General features: G+C 67.8%; 13 protein-coding genes. 12 read left to right on the top strand and 1 reads right to left on the bottom strand.

Going from position 1 to position 16,528, the window contains the following annotated elements; genetic code table 11:
• Positions 1–98: 98 nt before the first annotated feature.
• Entirely contained in the window at positions 99–2,198 is a 2,100-nt protein-coding gene (locus EFK50_RS11640; protein ID WP_148046132.1) for an Ig-like domain repeat protein, read from the bottom strand.
• A gap of 326 nt (positions 2,199–2,524) precedes the next feature.
• Here EFK50_RS11640 and EFK50_RS11645 point away from each other — a divergent pair, with 326 nt between their 5' ends.
• The 12 genes from EFK50_RS11645 to EFK50_RS11705 all read left to right on the top strand — a co-directional run bounded on the left by EFK50_RS11645 (position 2,525) and on the right by EFK50_RS11705 (position 16,512).
• Entirely contained in the window at positions 2,525–4,438 is a 1,914-nt protein-coding gene (locus tag EFK50_RS11645) for an Ig-like domain repeat protein (protein WP_183407783.1), read from the top strand.
• Between the two features lie 125 nt (positions 4,439–4,563).
• A complete protein-coding gene (locus EFK50_RS11650) occupies positions 4,564–5,523 on the top strand; it encodes a hypothetical protein (protein WP_123227717.1) in 960 nt (319 codons plus the stop codon).
• Between the two features lie 91 nt (positions 5,524–5,614).
• Positions 5,615–7,372 carry an ABC transporter permease gene (locus EFK50_RS22965; protein WP_425454381.1) on the top strand — a complete coding sequence of 586 codons (1,758 nt, stop codon included), beginning with the start codon at positions 5,615–5,617 and terminating at the stop codon, positions 7,370–7,372.
• Position 7,373: 1 nt separating this feature from the next.
• Complete coding sequence (locus EFK50_RS11665; protein WP_123227718.1) at positions 7,374–8,291, top strand: MlaE family ABC transporter permease; 918 nt, start codon at positions 7,374–7,376, stop codon at positions 8,289–8,291.
• Positions 8,288–9,646, top strand: a complete 1,359-nt coding sequence (locus tag EFK50_RS11670) for an MCE family protein (protein WP_123227719.1) — start codon at positions 8,288–8,290, stop codon at positions 9,644–9,646. Before EFK50_RS11665 ends, EFK50_RS11670 begins: the two co-directional genes overlap by 4 nt.
• Positions 9,643–10,704 carry an MCE family protein gene (locus EFK50_RS11675; protein ID WP_123227720.1) on the top strand — a complete coding sequence of 354 codons (1,062 nt, stop codon included), beginning with the start codon at positions 9,643–9,645 and terminating at the stop codon, positions 10,702–10,704. The genes EFK50_RS11670 and EFK50_RS11675 overlap by 4 nt, the downstream gene beginning before the upstream one ends.
• Positions 10,704–11,717 carry an MCE family protein gene (locus EFK50_RS11680; protein WP_246004132.1) on the top strand — a complete coding sequence of 338 codons (1,014 nt, stop codon included), beginning with the start codon at positions 10,704–10,706 and terminating at the stop codon, positions 11,715–11,717. Before EFK50_RS11675 ends, EFK50_RS11680 begins: the two co-directional genes overlap by 1 nt.
• Entirely contained in the window at positions 11,714–12,775 is a 1,062-nt protein-coding gene (locus tag EFK50_RS11685) for an MCE family protein (RefSeq protein ID WP_183407784.1), read from the top strand. The genes EFK50_RS11680 and EFK50_RS11685 overlap by 4 nt, the downstream gene beginning before the upstream one ends.
• Complete coding sequence (locus tag EFK50_RS11690; RefSeq protein ID WP_123227722.1) at positions 12,772–14,148, top strand: MCE family protein; 1,377 nt, start codon at positions 12,772–12,774, stop codon at positions 14,146–14,148. Before EFK50_RS11685 ends, EFK50_RS11690 begins: the two co-directional genes overlap by 4 nt.
• A complete protein-coding gene (locus tag EFK50_RS11695; protein ID WP_123227723.1) occupies positions 14,148–15,323 on the top strand; it encodes an MlaD family protein in 1,176 nt (391 codons plus the stop codon). The genes EFK50_RS11690 and EFK50_RS11695 overlap by 1 nt, the downstream gene beginning before the upstream one ends.
• The gene (locus tag EFK50_RS11700) at positions 15,320–15,982 is read left to right on the top strand and encodes a hypothetical protein (RefSeq protein ID WP_123227724.1); all 663 of its coding nucleotides are present in this window, start codon (positions 15,320–15,322) and stop codon (positions 15,980–15,982) included. The genes EFK50_RS11695 and EFK50_RS11700 overlap by 4 nt, the downstream gene beginning before the upstream one ends.
• Entirely contained in the window at positions 15,979–16,512 is a 534-nt protein-coding gene (locus EFK50_RS11705) for a hypothetical protein (protein ID WP_123227725.1), read from the top strand. Before EFK50_RS11700 ends, EFK50_RS11705 begins: the two co-directional genes overlap by 4 nt.
• The last annotated feature ends 16 nt before the right edge of the window (positions 16,513–16,528 follow it).

Genomic DNA, 16,528 nt, shown 5'->3' on the forward strand with positions numbered 1-16,528 from the left:
TGGCAAGGGCGCGGGCTAGCAATCGGCAACTTTCTCGGCGGAATGAGTCAAAACTTGCGATGCGCATCACAACTATTTCGTGAACGTCGAAGGGGCGGTCAGATCTTGAACTTGGGCCTGATGGTGACCGCCTTGACGTTGGTGTTGCCGGCGTACTGCACGGTCGCCGTGTACTTGCCGCGCTTGATCTTCTTGACCACCACGGTGGCGACCCCGTTGGCGTTCACCTTGGCGACGACCCTCTTCTTGGTCTTGCCCTTCAGGGTGATCGTGACTTTGCCGGCCGGGGAGATTCCTGCCGTGGTCCTGACCTTGACGGTCAGCGTGACCTTCTTGGCCAGCTTCCTGGTCTTGCCTGTTGCCCTGGCCTTCAACGCCGCCGACGCGGCAGCCTTGCTGATGCCGACGTTGAGCACCGGGGAGGTCGACCCTGCGGTGGTCGCGTCACCGCTGTACGTCGCCGTCACCGCATGAGTGCCGGCCGCCAGACCGACGGGCAGCACCCAGGTGGCCTTGCCGTCGCTGACGGGGCGGGCGGGCGAGGTGGTCGTGCCTACCTTGAAGGTCACCGAACCGGTGCTGGTCCCTCCGAGTGCGGTCACGGTTGCCGTCACGGTCCGACCGGTCCGGACGGGCGAGGTACCGGGGCTGACGGTCAGGGAGGTGGTCGACACCACCTTCGCCACAGTCACGACGAGGTTCACCGAGGTGGACCCGGCGACCGACGCGTCACCGCTGTAGGCGGCCGTCACCGTGTGGTCACCCGCTGCCAGGTCGGCAGGGAGGGCCAGCGTGGCCGTGCCCGCCGTCAGTGCCGTGGCATCGCCAGCGGTGCCGTCCACGGTGAAGGTCACCGTGCCGGTGGGGGACGCGTCCGGGGCGGTCACGGTGGCCGTCAGGGTCCTGACGGTCCCGACCGGTGACGTCCCGGGGGCGACCGAGACGCTGGTGGTCGAGGTGATCTTGGCGACGGCGGCAGTCGCGTCGGAGCTGGACACCAGGTCCTCGTCCCCGCGGGTGGCGCTGGTGCGGTAGCTGATGGCCTGGCCGAGCTGGGCCACGCCCAGGGTCAGCGTCGTACCGGTCTCTCCGGCGATCGGGTCCTCTCCGGCGTACCACTGGCCGGTCGCCGGGGCGTCCGGAGCCAGGGAGAAGGTGGCCGGCGTGGCGGTCAGGATCTGTCCGACGGTCGGCGTACCCGCGATGGTCGGCTTGGTCAGGTCGCGGAAGATCGTCGTGATGGCGGCAGCGTGCGCCATGCCCACCACGACGGTGTTGACCGGCTCCCCGGTCAGCTCGTCCGGGATGGTCGTGACCGCGGTCTCGGCACCCCAGGCGTGCACGACACCGTCAGCGGTGACGGCGGCACTGTTGTTCCCGATGGCGAGGCTGATCACCTTGGTGGCGGGGGTGAGGCCGTCGAAGGTCGGTTCGCCGTCCGGAACCGTTCCCCAGGTCTTGATGGTGCCGTCCTCGAAGATGACGCCGCTTGCTCCCGGACCGTTGCTGATCTGGACGGCCTTCTTGCCCTCGAAGTCGGGGACTTCGAGCGCACCAGTGCTGCCCCACGAAGCAACGGTGCCGTCGGAGCGGAGGGCCAGGACGGAGGTCGTGGATGCCTCGACGTCGGTCACGTCTGCCAGGCCGTTCGGGACCGGGAAGATCGGGTTCGCAATTCCCCAGGTGGCGACCGTCCCGTCCGGACGCACGGCGTACCCGGTGTCGCTGATGACGGCGATCGCCTTGGCCCGCAGTTCGCTGGGAGGTGCGGAGAACTCCTCGGTCTCGCCACCCCAGGCAGTGATGTGGCCGTCGGTGTGCAGCGCGGCGCCACTGCCGAGCGACAAAGAGAGCGCCTCGGCGTCGGTGATTCCAGCAGGAACACTCATCCACTCGGGCGCGAAGGCGGCGCCCCAGACCCGAACATGACCGTCCAGGGTGACTACGCCGGTGGCACGGAACCCGACGGCGACGGACTTCACGGGACCAGTGAGATCCTCGGGGATCGGAATGGCTGCTGCCGCCCAGAAGTGTCCCGTGTTGCCCCAGGTGCTGAGGGTGCCGACCTTCTCCGCCGGCAGAGTGGTTGCGGAGTGCGCGGGTACGGCGGCCCCTCCGACGATCAGGCTGCTGACGGCTGTCGCTGCCAGGAAATGTCTTAGACGCATGTTCTTCTCCTGTTCGGTGGAGGCAGACACCTCCCGTGGTGTCGCCGACCATCCCTGAGGTCGAGCACGCTGAGGGGGTTTGGGAACCAACCGGGTAAGGAGAACCCAGAAAGTTGTGACCCGCCTCACAACTCACGATCGACGCGTGCCTGGCGGCCCGTGGGAGCCGGATTCTTCACTCACGATCGATGCCTGCCTGGCGGCCCGTGGGAGCCGGATTCGTCATCTGGGTGACAAGTTCGGGGACCGGGAGCGATGCATTTTCCGCGAGCGCGTCGAACGGCGCACAGGCGGACCTACCTTGTGTCGCAGGTCACGTCGGACGACGTGCGGGTTTCGTTCCCGGAGGAGTGGTTATGCGCAGACGGCTGAATTGGAGCGGTGTCGCACTGGCGGCAGCCTTGGTGCTGGGAGCACTGAGTCCCGTGGGTCTGACGCCCGCGTCGGCAGAGGACGAGCCCGTCGAGGTCACGCCGATCTCGCAACCGGGCATGGCGGTCTCGTTCGACCAGGCTGGCGAACTGCGGCTGTGGGGGGACAACTCGATCGGTCAGCTGACGATGCCGGCGGAGCTGGACGGGGTTGCGTTCAAGCAGGTGCTGCTCCCGATGGACAGCGTCGTGGCGCTGACCGCAACCGGACGGGTTGTCGGGTGGGGTGCGAATCCCGTCCAGCTGGAGAAGATCCCCGCGGTGGTTCAAGCGGCCAAGGTCGTGCAGATCGCCGCGGGTGACCAGCACGCGCTGGCAGTCACCGAGGACGGACGTGTCCTTGCCTGGGGCAAGACGCGGGCGTTCGATACTCCGCTGAACGTCCCCGAAGGGCTCACCGACGTCAAGCAGGTCGCCACCTACGCGCTCGGAGCCGCTGCCTTGAAGAACGACGGATCGGTGGTGGCCTGGGGAGACGGAGGAACCTTCAACTACGGCGTCAAGAACGTGCCGGAGGGGCTGGTGGCCACCAGTATCGCGGCGTCCGGAGCCGGGTGCTACTTGGCGCTGACTCCGGAGGGCGTGATCGAGAGCTGGGGTGACGCCTGCAACGTCGGGGGCTGGACGTCCGGTTCGCCGCGCGTCACGACTGCGGTGCGGCCGATCCTCAAGTCCCTGGCGACCAACCCCTTCGCCGCGATCGGGATCCTGCCGAGCGGCAAGATGGCCTTCTCCACCACGATGGTCAACTACTCCCCGCCTCCCGCGGTTTTCGATACGGGGGAGCCCGTCCTGATCGCAAGCGGAACCGGCAACTACGAGATGGCGTTCGTTGACGCCGATCGGAACATCCACTACTGGAACGGACAGAATCCTCCGGGACAGGTCCCGGCCCCGATTCCGGGTGAGATCCCTGCGGACCTGAATGGTCGGGACATCACCCAGATGGTGATCGGCAACTACTCGGGCAACATCGACACCATCCCGACCCAGGTCCGCGGGGGTGTGGTGATCCGGAAGCTGTTGCGGGCTGAGCTGCCGAAGGTGACCGGTGTCCCGGCTGTCGGGAGCACGCTGACCGGGACCCCGGGAACGTTCTCGGCCTCGCCGGACGATGTTGCCGGTCAGTGGCTGGCCAACGGGGACCCGATCGAGGGTGCCGTGACGGCGACGCTGACGGTGACCTCCGCGATGGCGGGCAAGGCGATCAGCTACCGGTCGACCGCGTCGAAGACCGGCCAGACCACCATCTCCTCGACCTCGTCGTCGTTGACCGTCCCGAGTGCAGCGAGTGTCAAGGTCACGGCTGCGGTCGGCGCGTACGGAAAGGCATCGGCGGTCACCGTCGCTGTCGCGGGGGCGGCCGGGAACGTGGCGCTCACCATCGGTGGCCGGCCGGCGGGGACGAAGGCGCTGTCCGGCGGCAAGGCCGTCTTCAGCATCGCTGGGACCACGGCACCGGGCAGGCACGCTCTCCAGGCGACCTATGCCGGGAGCGAGTCGTTCAGTCCGGGTAGTGCGACCGGGACGTTGACGATTGGCAAGGGCAGGTCCGGGGCGGTCGTCCTCAAGGTCGTCAAGGCGAGTCCGAAGAAGAAGGGCACGGCCACCGTGACGGTCGCGACCGGAGCTGGACTGGTCAAGGCGGCCGGCACCGCCCAGGTCGTGCTGAAGCAGGGCAGGGTCACCAAGAAGGTGAACCTGAGGGTCGTCAACGGCAAGGCTGTCGGCAGGCTCCCCAAGCTGAAGAAGGGCACCTGGACCGCGACGGTGACCTACCTGGGCAGCACCTACTACCTGCCCGCGAAGTCCCGAGCGATCCGGTTCAAGTCCAAGTAGGACGGGCCGAACCCAGCCCGCACGCCGGGCCGCAGTTGTCATCCGGGTAACAACTGCGGTCCCGGCGCCGGACGTTCTCGCCGTTCTGCTTGCTGTGACGGCCGCCACCGATGAAAGGTCCACGCATGAAGTTCAAGCAACGCGCTCGACGCTGGGCGCTGGTCGGCGCGTTCGCTGTGACCCTGGGGATGGTCGCGCCGTCCTCCCAGGCGTACGAGTACTACCCCGGACTCCCTGATTCGACGTTCGGCAACTGGACGTCGACGTCCCAGTCCGGGATGGCGTACACCAAGCGCGCGAAGCAGTGGTTCAAGGCTCCAGCCGGCATCGTGACGACGGAGTACGTCGCGGATCAGAAGAGTCTCGACCAGACCATCGCGCACTGGGAGATCCGGGCCGAGAGCTACTTCGTCTCACCCGACGGTGCGCCGGAGCAGTTCGGCTACATGGAGCCCATGACGGTGCGTTCCGTGGGTTTCGGCATCATGCCGGTGGAGGCCACGGTCCAGATCAGCCAGCGTCGACGCAACGGGTTCCCCGTCCCGGTGCCGGTCCTCATCAAGACCGATCAGTACAAGCAACCGGACGGGACCTGGGACGAGTACAACCGGGAGTTCGTCGTCGAGGACAGCGTGAACGTCCGGGTCCTGTCCGTCCGGGTCGACGGGCAGGACATGCAGCTGAACGGCAACTGCCGGACCAAGGAGCCAGCACCGTTCCGGGTGGTCGGGCCCGAGACGGTTCGCCGCGACACCGACGCCAACCCTGCGGCCGAGTGGTACGCCAAGAAGGATCCGGAAACCTACTACCACCCGTTGTACGGCGGCTCCCTGAAGGGGGCGATCACGATCCCGCCTTTCACGGGTTGCACGACCAGTGCCGGTGACGACCTGTCGCGGCTCATCACGCTCGCGGCGTCGGGGCCGGACAACCCGATGCAGGCCCGGTCCGGCTGGCCGTTCTCCTGCATCCAGCTGAACGAGACCGGCTCGATCATCGTCCCCGCTCCTCCGGGCAAGAACACGCCGAAGAAGGCGAACTGCGCCGGACCGCAACCCTTCGAGTACCCGGAACGCGACGAGTAGGCGCGGCCCGTCGGCAGACGGCAGCTCTCCAACCTTTCGTACCAACCCACCTGGCCCAGACAGGGTCACCAAGCTATTCAGGAGGTCCCCCGTGGGCGGATCGGTCGAAGTCTTCGGACTCAGCAAGACGTACGGGCGCCAGAACATCTGGCACGACGTCACGCTGACCCTGCCCCCCGGCGAGATCACCGCGATGATGGGCCCCTCGGGAACCGGTAAGTCGGTGTTCCTCAAGTCGATCATCGGGCTGACCGACCCGGAGGAGGGCCAGATCCTGATCGACGGCATCGACATGGTCTCGGCGCGGGAGTCGCACCGGCTCGAGCTGCGCAAGAAGTTCGGCGTGCTCTTCCAGGACGGTGCCCTGTTCGGGTCCCTGCCCGTCTACGACAACGTGGCGTTCCCGTTGCGCGAGCACACCAACCTCAAGGAGCACCAGGTGCGCAACCTGGTGATGGAGAAGCTCGAGATGGTCGGCCTGGTCGGGCAGGAGCACAAGCTGCCCGGCGAGATCTCCGGCGGCATGAAGAAGCGAGCCGGTCTGGCGCGCTCGCTGGTCACCGACCCCGAGATCATCCTGATCGACGAGCCCGACTCGGGCCTCGACCCGGTCCGGACCTCCAACCTGGCCCAGCTGCTCATCGAGGTGAACGCGGCCACCGACGCCACCATGCTGGTGGTCACGCACAACATCGAGCTGGCGCGCACCCTGCCCGACAACCTCGGCATGCTCTACCGGCGCGAGCTGGTGATGTTCGGTCCGCGCGAGGACTTCCTGATGACCGACCACCCGGTCGTCTCCCAGTTCATGAGCGGTGACCCCGACGGCCCGATCGGGATGAGCGAGGAGGCTGATCACAAGCGAAACGACCCGATCGACTACGACGGCACCTACCCGGGGTCCACCACGATCCACACCGGCGCGCGGGCCATCGAGGTGCTGCCCCGGCAGCTGGCTCCCCGTTCCGGCGCCGTCCGTGCCAGCGCCGAGCGGCACCGCCAGCGGGTCACCTCCGGGGCAGCGAGCCTCTACGTCGCCGACGACGAGGAGAGCGACCGAGACCGGTCCATCGCGAAGCCGATCCTCCCGGCTCGGGCGCTCGACAGCGTCGGACACCTGTTCGCGCTCGGGCTCGACACCCTGCGCGCCGCCTTCCGGCGACCGTTCTCGGCGAAGGAGACGCTGCAGCAGTTCTGGTTCGTCGTCAGTGTCTCCTGGGTGCCGGCGGTCCTGATCTCCATCCCGCTCGGAGCGGTCATCGCCCTCCAGCTGGGCACCCTGACCAAGCAGATCGGTGCGCAGTCGATGACGGGTGCGGCGAGCGTGCTCGCGGTCGTCCAGCAGGCAGCGCCGATGGTGACCACGCTCGTGATCGCCGGAGCTGGCGGCGCGGCGATCTGCGCCGAGATCGGATCGCGCAAGATCCGGGACGAGATCGACGCGATGAAGGTGATGGGTCTCGATCCGGTGCAGCGGATCGTCGTACCGCGGGTCGTCGCCTGCGTGGTGGCGGCGGTCCTGCTCAACGGCCTGGTCTCGGTGGTCGGCGTGCTCGGCGGGTACTTCTTCAACGTCGTGCTCCAGGGCGGGACTCCCGGTGCCTACCTGTCCAGCTTCACCGCGCTCGCTCAGATCTCCGACCTGTGGATCGGGGAGATCAAGGCGATCGTCTTCGGGTTCCTGGCCGGCGTCGTCGCCAGCTACCGGGGCCTGAACACGGCTCCCGGCCCCAAGGGGGTCGGCGACTCGGTGAACCAGTCGGTGGTCATCACGTTCCTGCTGCTCTTCTTCGTCAACTTCGTCCTCACGGCGCTGTACCTGACGATCGTTCCCATGAAGGGGGCCTGACATGGCAGACAACGCCGTGTTCGCCGAACCGTCCTTTCCGCCCGAGCTGCCAGCGCCGCGCAGGCGGGCCCAGCGTCCGCCCGCCAGGACGCAGGGTCGCGCCGCGGCGCTCCTGTCGCGCCCGGTCGACCGGGTGGTCAACCTCGGCGCCGACCTCCGCTTCTACGGGTCGGTGCTCGGCCAGATCCCGGCGACGCTGAAGAGCTATCCGAAGGAGGTGCTCCGGCTGCTGTCGGAGGTCAGCTTCGGGTCAGGTGCGCTCGCCGTCATCGGCGGGACGATCGGCGTCATGCTCGGCCTGACCCTCGCGGTCGGGTTCGTCGTCGGCATCCAGGGCTACGCCGCGCTCGACCAGATCGGCGCGGCCGCGCTCAACGGGTTCATCTCGGCGTACTTCAACACGCGTGAGGTCGCCCCCATGGTCGCCGCGCTGGCGCTGTCGGCCACCGTCGGCTCCGGCTTCACCGCGCAGCTCGGCGCGATGCGGATCAACGAGGAGGTCGACGCGCTCCGTGCGATGGCGGTGTCGCCGGTGCCGTACCTGATCACGACCCGGGTGATCGCCGGCTTCGTCGCGATCATCCCGCTGTACGTCGTCGGTCTGCTCACGTCGTACGCCGGGTCCCGCCTGATCACGGTCCTCGTCTACGGCCAGTCGCCGGGGACGTACGACCACTACTTCAACCTGTTCCTGCCACCGGTGGACATCCTGCTGTCGTTCTTCAAGGTGCTGTTCTTCTCGGTGATCATCATCCTGGTGCACTGCCGGATGGGCTACCAGGCGACCGGCGGTCCGGCCGGGGTCGGCGTCGCTGTCGGCCGCGCCGTAAGGCGGAGCCTGGTGACGGTGGCGGTGCTCGACCTCGTCCTCTCGATGGCCCTGTGGGGTGCCTCGACCACGGTGAGGATCGCCGGATGAGCGCCGCACGCGTGCGTGACCTGCTCCTCGGGATCCTGGCACTAGCCCTGATCGTCGGCGGCCTCGTCGTCGCCTACCTCTCGTTCAACCGGACCCTGGTGCCGCACCGCGACGTGACGCTGCGGACCGACGTCGTCGGCAACGCGCTCCAGGTCGGATCCGACGTGAAGTACTTCGGCGTGCCGATCGGGGCGGTCTCCAAGATCACCGCCACCGACGAGGGCGCCGACCTGACCCTGGCACTCGATCCCGACGTCCTGGACGACGTGCCGTCCAACGTCGTCGCCCGGCTGCTGCCCAAGACGATGTTCGGCGAGCGCTACGTGGCGCTCGTCGTCCCCGAGATCAAGAGCAGTGCGGCGCTGGCCCAGGGTGACGTGGTCTTCCAGGACGCATCGGCCGAGGCCACCGAGCTGCAGCAGGTGCTCGACGAGCTCTTGCCGGTGCTGCGTGCCATCCAGCCTGAGAAGCTCTCGGCGATGCTCGGCGAGTTCTCCGACATGCTGCGGGGCAACGGGACCGAGATGGGCGACTCGATGGTCGCCTGGTCCAGCTACATGAAGAAGATGAATCCGAAGGTTCCTCAGATGATGGAGGACTTCAAGAAGCTGGCCGTCGTTGCCGACTCCTACAAGATCGCGGCACCGGACCTGATCGACGCCCTCGCGACGATGACGACGTCATCCCAGACGCTCGTCGAGGAGCGCGAGAACCTGCGCGACGTGTACGCGAGCGTCATCGGTTCCTCCGACACCGTGCGGGGGTGGATGACGAAGAACGAGAACACCATCGTGGTGCTCTCCGACCGGAGCAAGGCGGCCCTGCGCGCGACCGCTCCGTACGCGTCCCAGTTCCCTTGCCTGTTCCGGGCCGTGGTGAAGATGAAGCCGCGGATGGAGCAGGCGCTCGGCAAGGGCACCGACGAGCCGGGCATCCACGCCGTGCTCAAGGTGACTCCGGCCCGGTCCAAGTACCTGGCCGGCAAGGACAACCTGACCTACACCAAGGGCACCCCGCCGCCCCGCTGCCCCTACGTCACCGGCTCCGTCGGAACCAGCCCCGCCAAGAGAACGGCAGCTGCGGCAGTCTGGCCCGATGCCGGCTCCGGGTCGATCGCGCCGGAGACGGACGGCGGTACCAACGACCCGCAGCAGATCGCGCCGCCGCCGGCAGCCCACGCGCAGGCCCACCTGGCAGCGTTGACGGGCCTGGGTGACGCGAACTCCCCGGCCGAGAACCAGCTGATCGCCGAGCTGATCGCCCCGACCCAAGGCATGGCTCCCTCCGAGTACCCGGACTGGAGCAGCCTGCTGCTCGGGCCGACCCTGCGCAACACGAAGGTGGTGCTCCGATGAGCAACGACGCCAACCATGGTCCGCTCTGGGTCATTGCGGTCAAGAGCATCGTCTTCACGCTGATCACGGGGGTCGCCACCGGACTGCTCGCGCTGACGATCCGGAACTCATCCTCCGGGGACCTGCACACGTACACCGCGATCTTCACCGATGTCACCAGCCTGAACCGGGGCGACGACGTCCGGGCCGCCGGGGTCAAGGTCGGGACGGTCGAGGACATCCAGATCACCGACAAGCGGCTCGCGCGGGTGAAGTTCACGATCCGTGACGGGGTCCCCGCCGCGTCGGACTCGGTCCTCCAGATCAAGTTCCGCAACCTGGTCGGCCAGCGCTACATCGCGCTGCAGCAACCGGATCCCTCCGGGAGCGACGCGACGCCCGTGAGCGCGTCGGCACGGGTCGAGCCGGGCCACGTGTTCGGCGTCGAGCAGACGCGCCCCGCGTTGGACCTCACCGTCCTGTTCAACGGCTTCCGCCCCCTGATGCGGCTCCTCGACCCCGAGGACGTCAACAACCTGAGTGAGCAGATCATCGCCGTGTTCCAGGGCGAGGACGCCACCGTCGAGGGCCTGATGCAGAGCACCGCCAGCCTGACCACCGCGCTCGCTGAGAAGGACCAGGTCATCGGTGAGCTGATCACCGGCCTGAGCAGCGTGCTGACCGACATCAACTCGCGCTCCGGTCAGCTCGACACGACCCTGGTGACGATGCAGCAGCTGGTCACCGGCCTCTCCGAGGACCGGCAGGCGATCGGCGCCTCCCTGGAGGGCATGGGGGCGCTGACCACGAGGGTCTCGACCCTGGTCGGGGAGACTCGGCCCGCGCTGCGCCGCTCGATCAGGCACCTCGGGGTGCTCGCCCAGACGCTCGACACGAACAGCGACGACGTCGAGAACTTCCTGAGGACGACGCCGATCAAGCTCGACCGGATCGCCCGGACCGCCAGCTACGGGTCCTGGCTCAACTTCTACCTGTGCTCCATGGACGGACGGATCCCGATGGCTGAGGGCTACATGGGCGACGTCGGCGTGCTGCCGGTGGCCGGGAGGTGCCGCTGATGTCCCGCTTCCCCCTGGCGTTCGCCGAACGCAACCGCGTCTGGATCGCCGTTGTCGGGTTGGTCGCTCTCGGTGCGGCGTTCTACGCGGCCGTCAACATCACCTCGCTCCCGATCATCGGTGACGGGCAGCAACGTCAAGCGATCTTCCGCGAGGCCGCCGGTCTGCGTCCTGGGGACGAGGTCCGCGTCGCCGGCGTGCGCGTCGGCGAAGTGACGAAGGTCCAGCTGGAAGGCGACCAGGTCCGGGTCAGCTTCCAGGCGAAGGATGTCGACCTTCCCGACGAGAGCAGTGCCGCGATCAAGGTGAAGACGATGCTCGGGCAGAAGTACCTGGCGCTCGACCCCCTCGGATCCGGGAAGCTGTCGGGACCGATCCCGCTCGAGCGCACGCTCACGCCGTACGACGTCAACGCGGCCGTGTCCGACTTCGCCAGCACGCTCGGGGAGATCGACACCGAGCAGCTCGAGGGCAGCTTCCGCGCCCTGTCCGCTGCGTTCAAGGACACCCCCGAGTCGGTCCAGAAGCTGGTCTCCGGTCTCTCGGACCTGTCGCGGAGCATCTCGACCCGAGATGCCGACCTCGCCTCGCTCTTCGAGGCCTCCAAGGGCGTCAGCGGGACACTGGCCGAGCGCAACAACGAGCTGGCCGGTCTGATCACCGACGGGTCCGACCTGCTCGGGGAACTGCAGAAGCGACGCGATGCCGTGCACAAGCTCTGGGTCGGAACCCGGGACCTCGGGGAGCACCTGCACGGGCTGGTCAAGGACAACGAGAAGGCGCTCTCCCCGGCCCTGGAGAAGATCGACCGGGTCTCGGCGATCCTCAACCGCAACCAGGCGAACCTGAACGCCGCGCTCGCGAAGCTGGGCCCGTACTACAACGTGCTGGCCTCGGCGACCGGCAACGGCAAGTGGATCGACTCCTACCTGTGCGGCTTGTTCGACGGGAACAACGAGCCGGTCCTGGAGAACGACGTGGTTCGCAACTGCCGACCCGGAGGTGCGCAGTGAGTAGGCCAGTAGCACTCGGAAAGCGCACGATCGTCCTCGTGGCGATCGGGCTGCTCGTCGTGGCCGGGATCGGCGCCAAGGCGCTGTTCGGCACCGACCCCGTCAAGATCACCGCGATGTTCGACTCGACGGTCGGCCTGTACGTCGGCAACGACGTGCAGGTGCTCGGCGTACCGGTCGGCGAGGTCACCGGCGTGTTCGTCGAGGGCGAGAGCGTGCGGGTCACCATGGAGATCGACCCCGAGCAGCCGGTCGCCGCTGACACGAAGGCGGTGATCATCGCGCCGACGATGGTCAGCGACCGGTTCGTCCAGCTGACCACCCCGTGGAAGAAGGGCTCGGGTGACGCCCGGCTCGGCAGCGGGACCGTGCTGAGCACCGAGCGGACCGCCGTTCCCGTCGAGATCGACGACCTCTACCGCGGTCTCGAGGACTTCTCCGAGGCGCTGGGTCCGCGCGGCGCCAACAAGAACGGTGCGTTGAGCGAGCTGATCACCACCGGTGCCGAGAACCTCCAGGGCCAGGGCGCCAAGCTGAACCAGATGATCGCCGAGTTCGGGAAGGCCAGTGCGACGCTCTCCAGCATCGACGAGGACTTCTTCGGCACCCTGAAGAACCTCAACGACCTCAGCGACATGCTGGTCGCGAACGACGACGCGGTGGCGGCGGTGAATCACCAATTCGCCGAGGTGGCCGGCTTCCTCGCCGACGATCGCGACGAGATGGGGGAGGCGGCCGAGAACCTCGCGGCCGCGATGACGATCCTCGACGACTTCATTACCGAGAACCAGGACCACCTGGACCAGAGTGTTCGGAACCTGCTGCCGACGGTGCAGACGCTCAAGAAGCAGCGGAAGTCCTTGGACACGATGGTCCGGCTCGGGCCGCTCCTGCTGGCGAACCTGAAGGACAGCTACGACCCGGTCAACAACCTGATCGCGGGTCGAGGCAACGTCAACGAGGTGTCGTTGTGGAGCAACGACGGGCTGACCGCCCGCACGTCGCGGAACGCACCGCCGACCTTGCTGGCCGGCACGAACGATCGGAGCACCCGATGAGGACCAAGAAGACGGTCGCACTGGTGAGCGGCCTGGCGCTGACCGGAACGCTCATGTTCAGCGGGTGCGGAACGGACCTGTACTCGATGCCGCTCCCGGGAGGCGCCGACGTCGGCTCCGACCCGGTGCGGATCACGGCCGACTTCTCGGACGTGCTCGACCTGGTGCCGCAGAGCGCGGTCAAGGTCGAGAACATCGCCGTCGGTCGGGTCGAGTCGATCAAGCTGAACGAGGACGGGCGTAGCGCCCGGGCGACCATCCTGATCCGCGGCGACGTCGACCTCCCCGAGGGGACCGCGGCTCGCTTGCAGCAGACGTCGCTCCTCGGTGAGAAGTACGTGGCACTGGTCCGACCCGAGGAGGGCGAGGCCGGATCGGGCTCGCTGCGCTCGGGCGCGAACATCCCGATCCGGGAGACCAGCCAGGTCGCCGAGGTGGAGCAGGTGCTCGGAGCCCTCTCGATGGTGATCAACGGTGGCGGCGTGGCCAAGTTCCAGGAGATCTCGCGGGAGCTCCAGAAGGTCTCGACCGGTCGTCCGGAGGAGATTCGCGGCTTCCTGCGCAACGTGGGGACCTTCGTGGCGGGCCTCGATGCGCGCAAGGGCGCCGTGACGGACGCGCTCGACGCGATGGCCGGGCTCTCGACCACGCTGAACCAGGACAAGGAGAAGATCGCCCAGGCCCTCGAGGGACTCAGTCCCGGGATGCAGGTGCTCGTCGACCAGCGCAAGGAGCTGGTCTCGATGCTCACGGCGCTCGACAAGCTGAGCACCGTGTCGGTCCGCACCCTCGACGCGTCCCAGGAGGACATGATCGAGGACATGAAGCTGCTCGAGCCGATTCTGCGCGAGCTGGCCGAATCGGGGAATGCGCTCCCGGACTCGCTCGAGCTGCTGCTGACCTACCCGTTCCCGGACGAGGTGCTGAACGCGATCAGGGGTGACTACTTCAACGTGTTCGCGACCGCGAACTACACCTCGCTGCCGGCGAGCTGCACCGGGCTCGGGTGCCCGTGGCCGCAGATGCCGGACACCGGGACCATGCCGCCCTTTGATTGGGAAGCGGAGCTGGATTCGGCGGGACGGATGGCGATGCCCGGCTTGGTCGCTCCCGCTCCGAGCTCGCCTCCGGCAGCGTCCGACCAGCCGTCGCCGTCGGGGTCCGCGTCGCCGTCCGGACCTGCGTCGCCGTCGGGGTCCGCGACGCCAGCCGGTCCCGGGCCGTCGCCGTCGAGCTCGGCCTCGCCGACGGACGGGCCGACCTCGACGCCGTCCGTGACTCCGTCGCCGAGCCTGCTCCCCCCGACCGATTCCGCGGCTCCCGGACTCGGGCAGCGCTCGGTCCAGGTCCCCACCGCACGTAAGGCCCGCTGATGCTGACATTCCTGACCAAGACGAAGGTGGCCGTGTTCGTCGCGCTGTCGCTGGCCACGACCGCCTTCCTCTCCGTGCACTACGTCGGCCTGGACCGGTTGCTGGGCGGCGGCTACCGGATCACGGTGGAGATGCCCGAAGCCGGTGGTCTCTTCAAGAACTCCGAGGTGACCTACCGCGGTGTGCCGGTCGGTCGGGTCGAGTCGCTGGAGGCGACGAAGGACGGTGCCCGGGCAGTGGTCCACATCGAGTCGGGCGCCCCGGAGATGCCGGCCGAGGTCACTGCCCGGGTCGTGAACCGGTCGGCGATCGGTGAGCAGTACCTGGACCTGCGCGGCGGTTCGGTCGGCAACGACGAACTGGGTGACGGTGCCCGCGTGACCATGACTGCTGCTGACCTGCCGCCCGCGATCGACAAGCTCCTCCGCAGCAGCAGGGACATGGTGGCGTCCATGCCGTCGGTGGACCTGAACACGGTCATCGACGAGGGGTACGAGTTCACCCGCGGCAACGGCCAGAACCTCTCCCGGTTGCTTGACACCTCGGCTCAGTTCGCCGAGACCGCGGACCGGAACTTCCTGATGACCGCCAGCCTGATCGACAACTCCGGGAAGGTGCTCGCCACCCAGGAGTCGACCGCGGCCAGCTTCCAGAGCTTCTCCCAGGACATGCGCCTGCTGGCGCACGCGTTCGCCGAGCAGGACGCCGACTGGCGCGAGGTGATCCGGCAGGTACCGCCGTCGATGCGCGCGCTCGACGGGCTCTTCAGCGGCGTCGGGGTTCCGCTGGGCCAGCTCATGACCAACCTGATCTCGACAGCCGAGGTCTTCGGCACCAACGCGGGTGCCGTCAAGGAGACCCTGATCAGACTCCCCGAGGGCATCTCGATCACCTTCGCGACGATGACCAGCCAAGGCATGCGCTCGGGTGTGCAGCTGAGCTTCTTCAACCCGCTGCCCTGCGTTCAGGGGTACGAAGGCACCACGATGCGCCCAGGTCTCGATACCTCGCCGGGCAAGCCGTTCAACACCAAGGCCGGCTGCACCATGTCACCATCCTCGGGAGTGAACGTACGCGGCCCGCGCGCCGTCCTCGACAAGAGGCCGGCCGGCTCGCGCACCACGACCGTGGACCAGGCTGACGACCTGGGAGACCTGCTGGGAGGCAGTGAGTGACAACGGAGAAGCCCTTCGAGTTCCGCGGACGCAAGGGCAAGGCGGCCTCGGACGTCGAGCTTGTCGAGACGCCTGTGCCGGCCTCGGACGTCGAGCCTGTCGAGACGCCGCAACCGGCCAGCAAGGGCGTCGAGCCTGTCGAGACGCCGCAACCGGCCAGCAAGGGCGCCGGCTTTGGGACCTGGCTGTTCCTCGCCGCTGCAGTCGTCGCGGTCGTGATCGCCTTCACCTCCTGGCGAAGCGCGGACGGTGACCCCGACCGCGCCCGTGGCGCGGCTCGCGATCTCGCCATGATCCAGGGGATCAAGGCGGTCGAGACCATGAACACGATGGACCACCGCGATGTGGAAGCCGGGGTCAAGGCCTGGCAGGGCGTCTCCACCGGCGTTCTGCACGACCAGCTGATCGCGATCGACGCCGACCAGAAGAAGCTGCTCGCCGACCAGGGGAAGATCGCCACCGGGCGGGTGGTCCAGGCAGCGCTGACCGACCTCAAGGGCAGTACGGCGCGGATGATCGTGGCGGTCGAGGTCACCGTCCGAGACAGCGAGACCGATGCCGAGCCCGCGGTGAAGCGAAACCGCTACGCGGCGGACCTGGTCCTGGTGAAGGGCACCTGGAAGCTCGAAGACCTTCAGCAAGTGGCGGTGAAGCTGTGAGGGCGCGGATCGGGTTGCTGGTGCGCAAGGTAGGCACCCGGCAGGGGATCGTCGTACTGGTGGCGGTGGCGCTGCTGGTGACCGCCGGCGTCTTCGCCTTGCAGGCCAAGCGCCTGAACGACGACCCGGTGCTGGCCAACCGGGCGCTCCTCGACCAGCGGGACGCCGACGAGCTGGTGGCAGGTGTGTCCCGAAGCCTGACGTCCGTGCTGAGCTACGACTGGCAGGATCCTGACGCAACCCGAGCGGTTGCCGAGCAGGTCCTGCAGGGTCAGGCTCGCAAGGAGTACGACACCCTGTTCGCGAGTCTCCAGCAACGGGCGCCCGGCCAGAAGCTGACGCTCTCCGCGCAAGTCCAGGTCGTCGGTGTCCAGGAGCTGACCGAATCCCGGGCCAAGCTGCTGGTCTTCCTCGACCAGAAGAGCACCCGTGAGAACGACAAGCAGGCTTCCGTGTCCGCAGCCCAGCTGAGCATCACCGCCGAGCGCAAGGGCGGCAACTGGGCGATCATCGGTCTCAAACCTCTCTGACCTCGAGCCTGTGAAG

The organism is Nocardioides marmoriginsengisoli, assembly GCF_003725695.1.
GTDB lineage: Bacteria > Actinomycetota > Actinomycetes > Propionibacteriales > Nocardioidaceae > Marmoricola > Marmoricola marmoriginsengisoli.

Bases quoted from the DNA above. Each gene is read 5' to 3' on its own strand.
- EFK50_RS11650 (WP_123227717.1), top strand. From the start codon at position 4,564: ATGAAGTTCAAGCAACGCGCTCGACGCTGGGCGCTGGTCGGCGCGTTC.
- EFK50_RS11675 (WP_123227720.1), top strand. From the start codon at position 9,643: ATGAGCAACGACGCCAACCATGGTCCGCTCTGGGTCATTGCGGTCAAG.
- EFK50_RS11670 (WP_123227719.1), top strand. From the start codon at position 8,288: ATGAGCGCCGCACGCGTGCGTGACCTGCTCCTCGGGATCCTGGCACTA.
- EFK50_RS11690 (WP_123227722.1), top strand. From the start codon at position 12,772: ATGAGGACCAAGAAGACGGTCGCACTGGTGAGCGGCCTGGCGCTGACC.
- EFK50_RS11695 (WP_123227723.1), top strand. From the start codon at position 14,148: ATGCTGACATTCCTGACCAAGACGAAGGTGGCCGTGTTCGTCGCGCTG.
- EFK50_RS11665 (WP_123227718.1), top strand. From the start codon at position 7,374: ATGGCAGACAACGCCGTGTTCGCCGAACCGTCCTTTCCGCCCGAGCTG.
- EFK50_RS11680 (WP_246004132.1), top strand. From the start codon at position 10,704: ATGTCCCGCTTCCCCCTGGCGTTCGCCGAACGCAACCGCGTCTGGATC.
- EFK50_RS11645 (WP_183407783.1), top strand. From the start codon at position 2,525: ATGCGCAGACGGCTGAATTGGAGCGGTGTCGCACTGGCGGCAGCCTTG.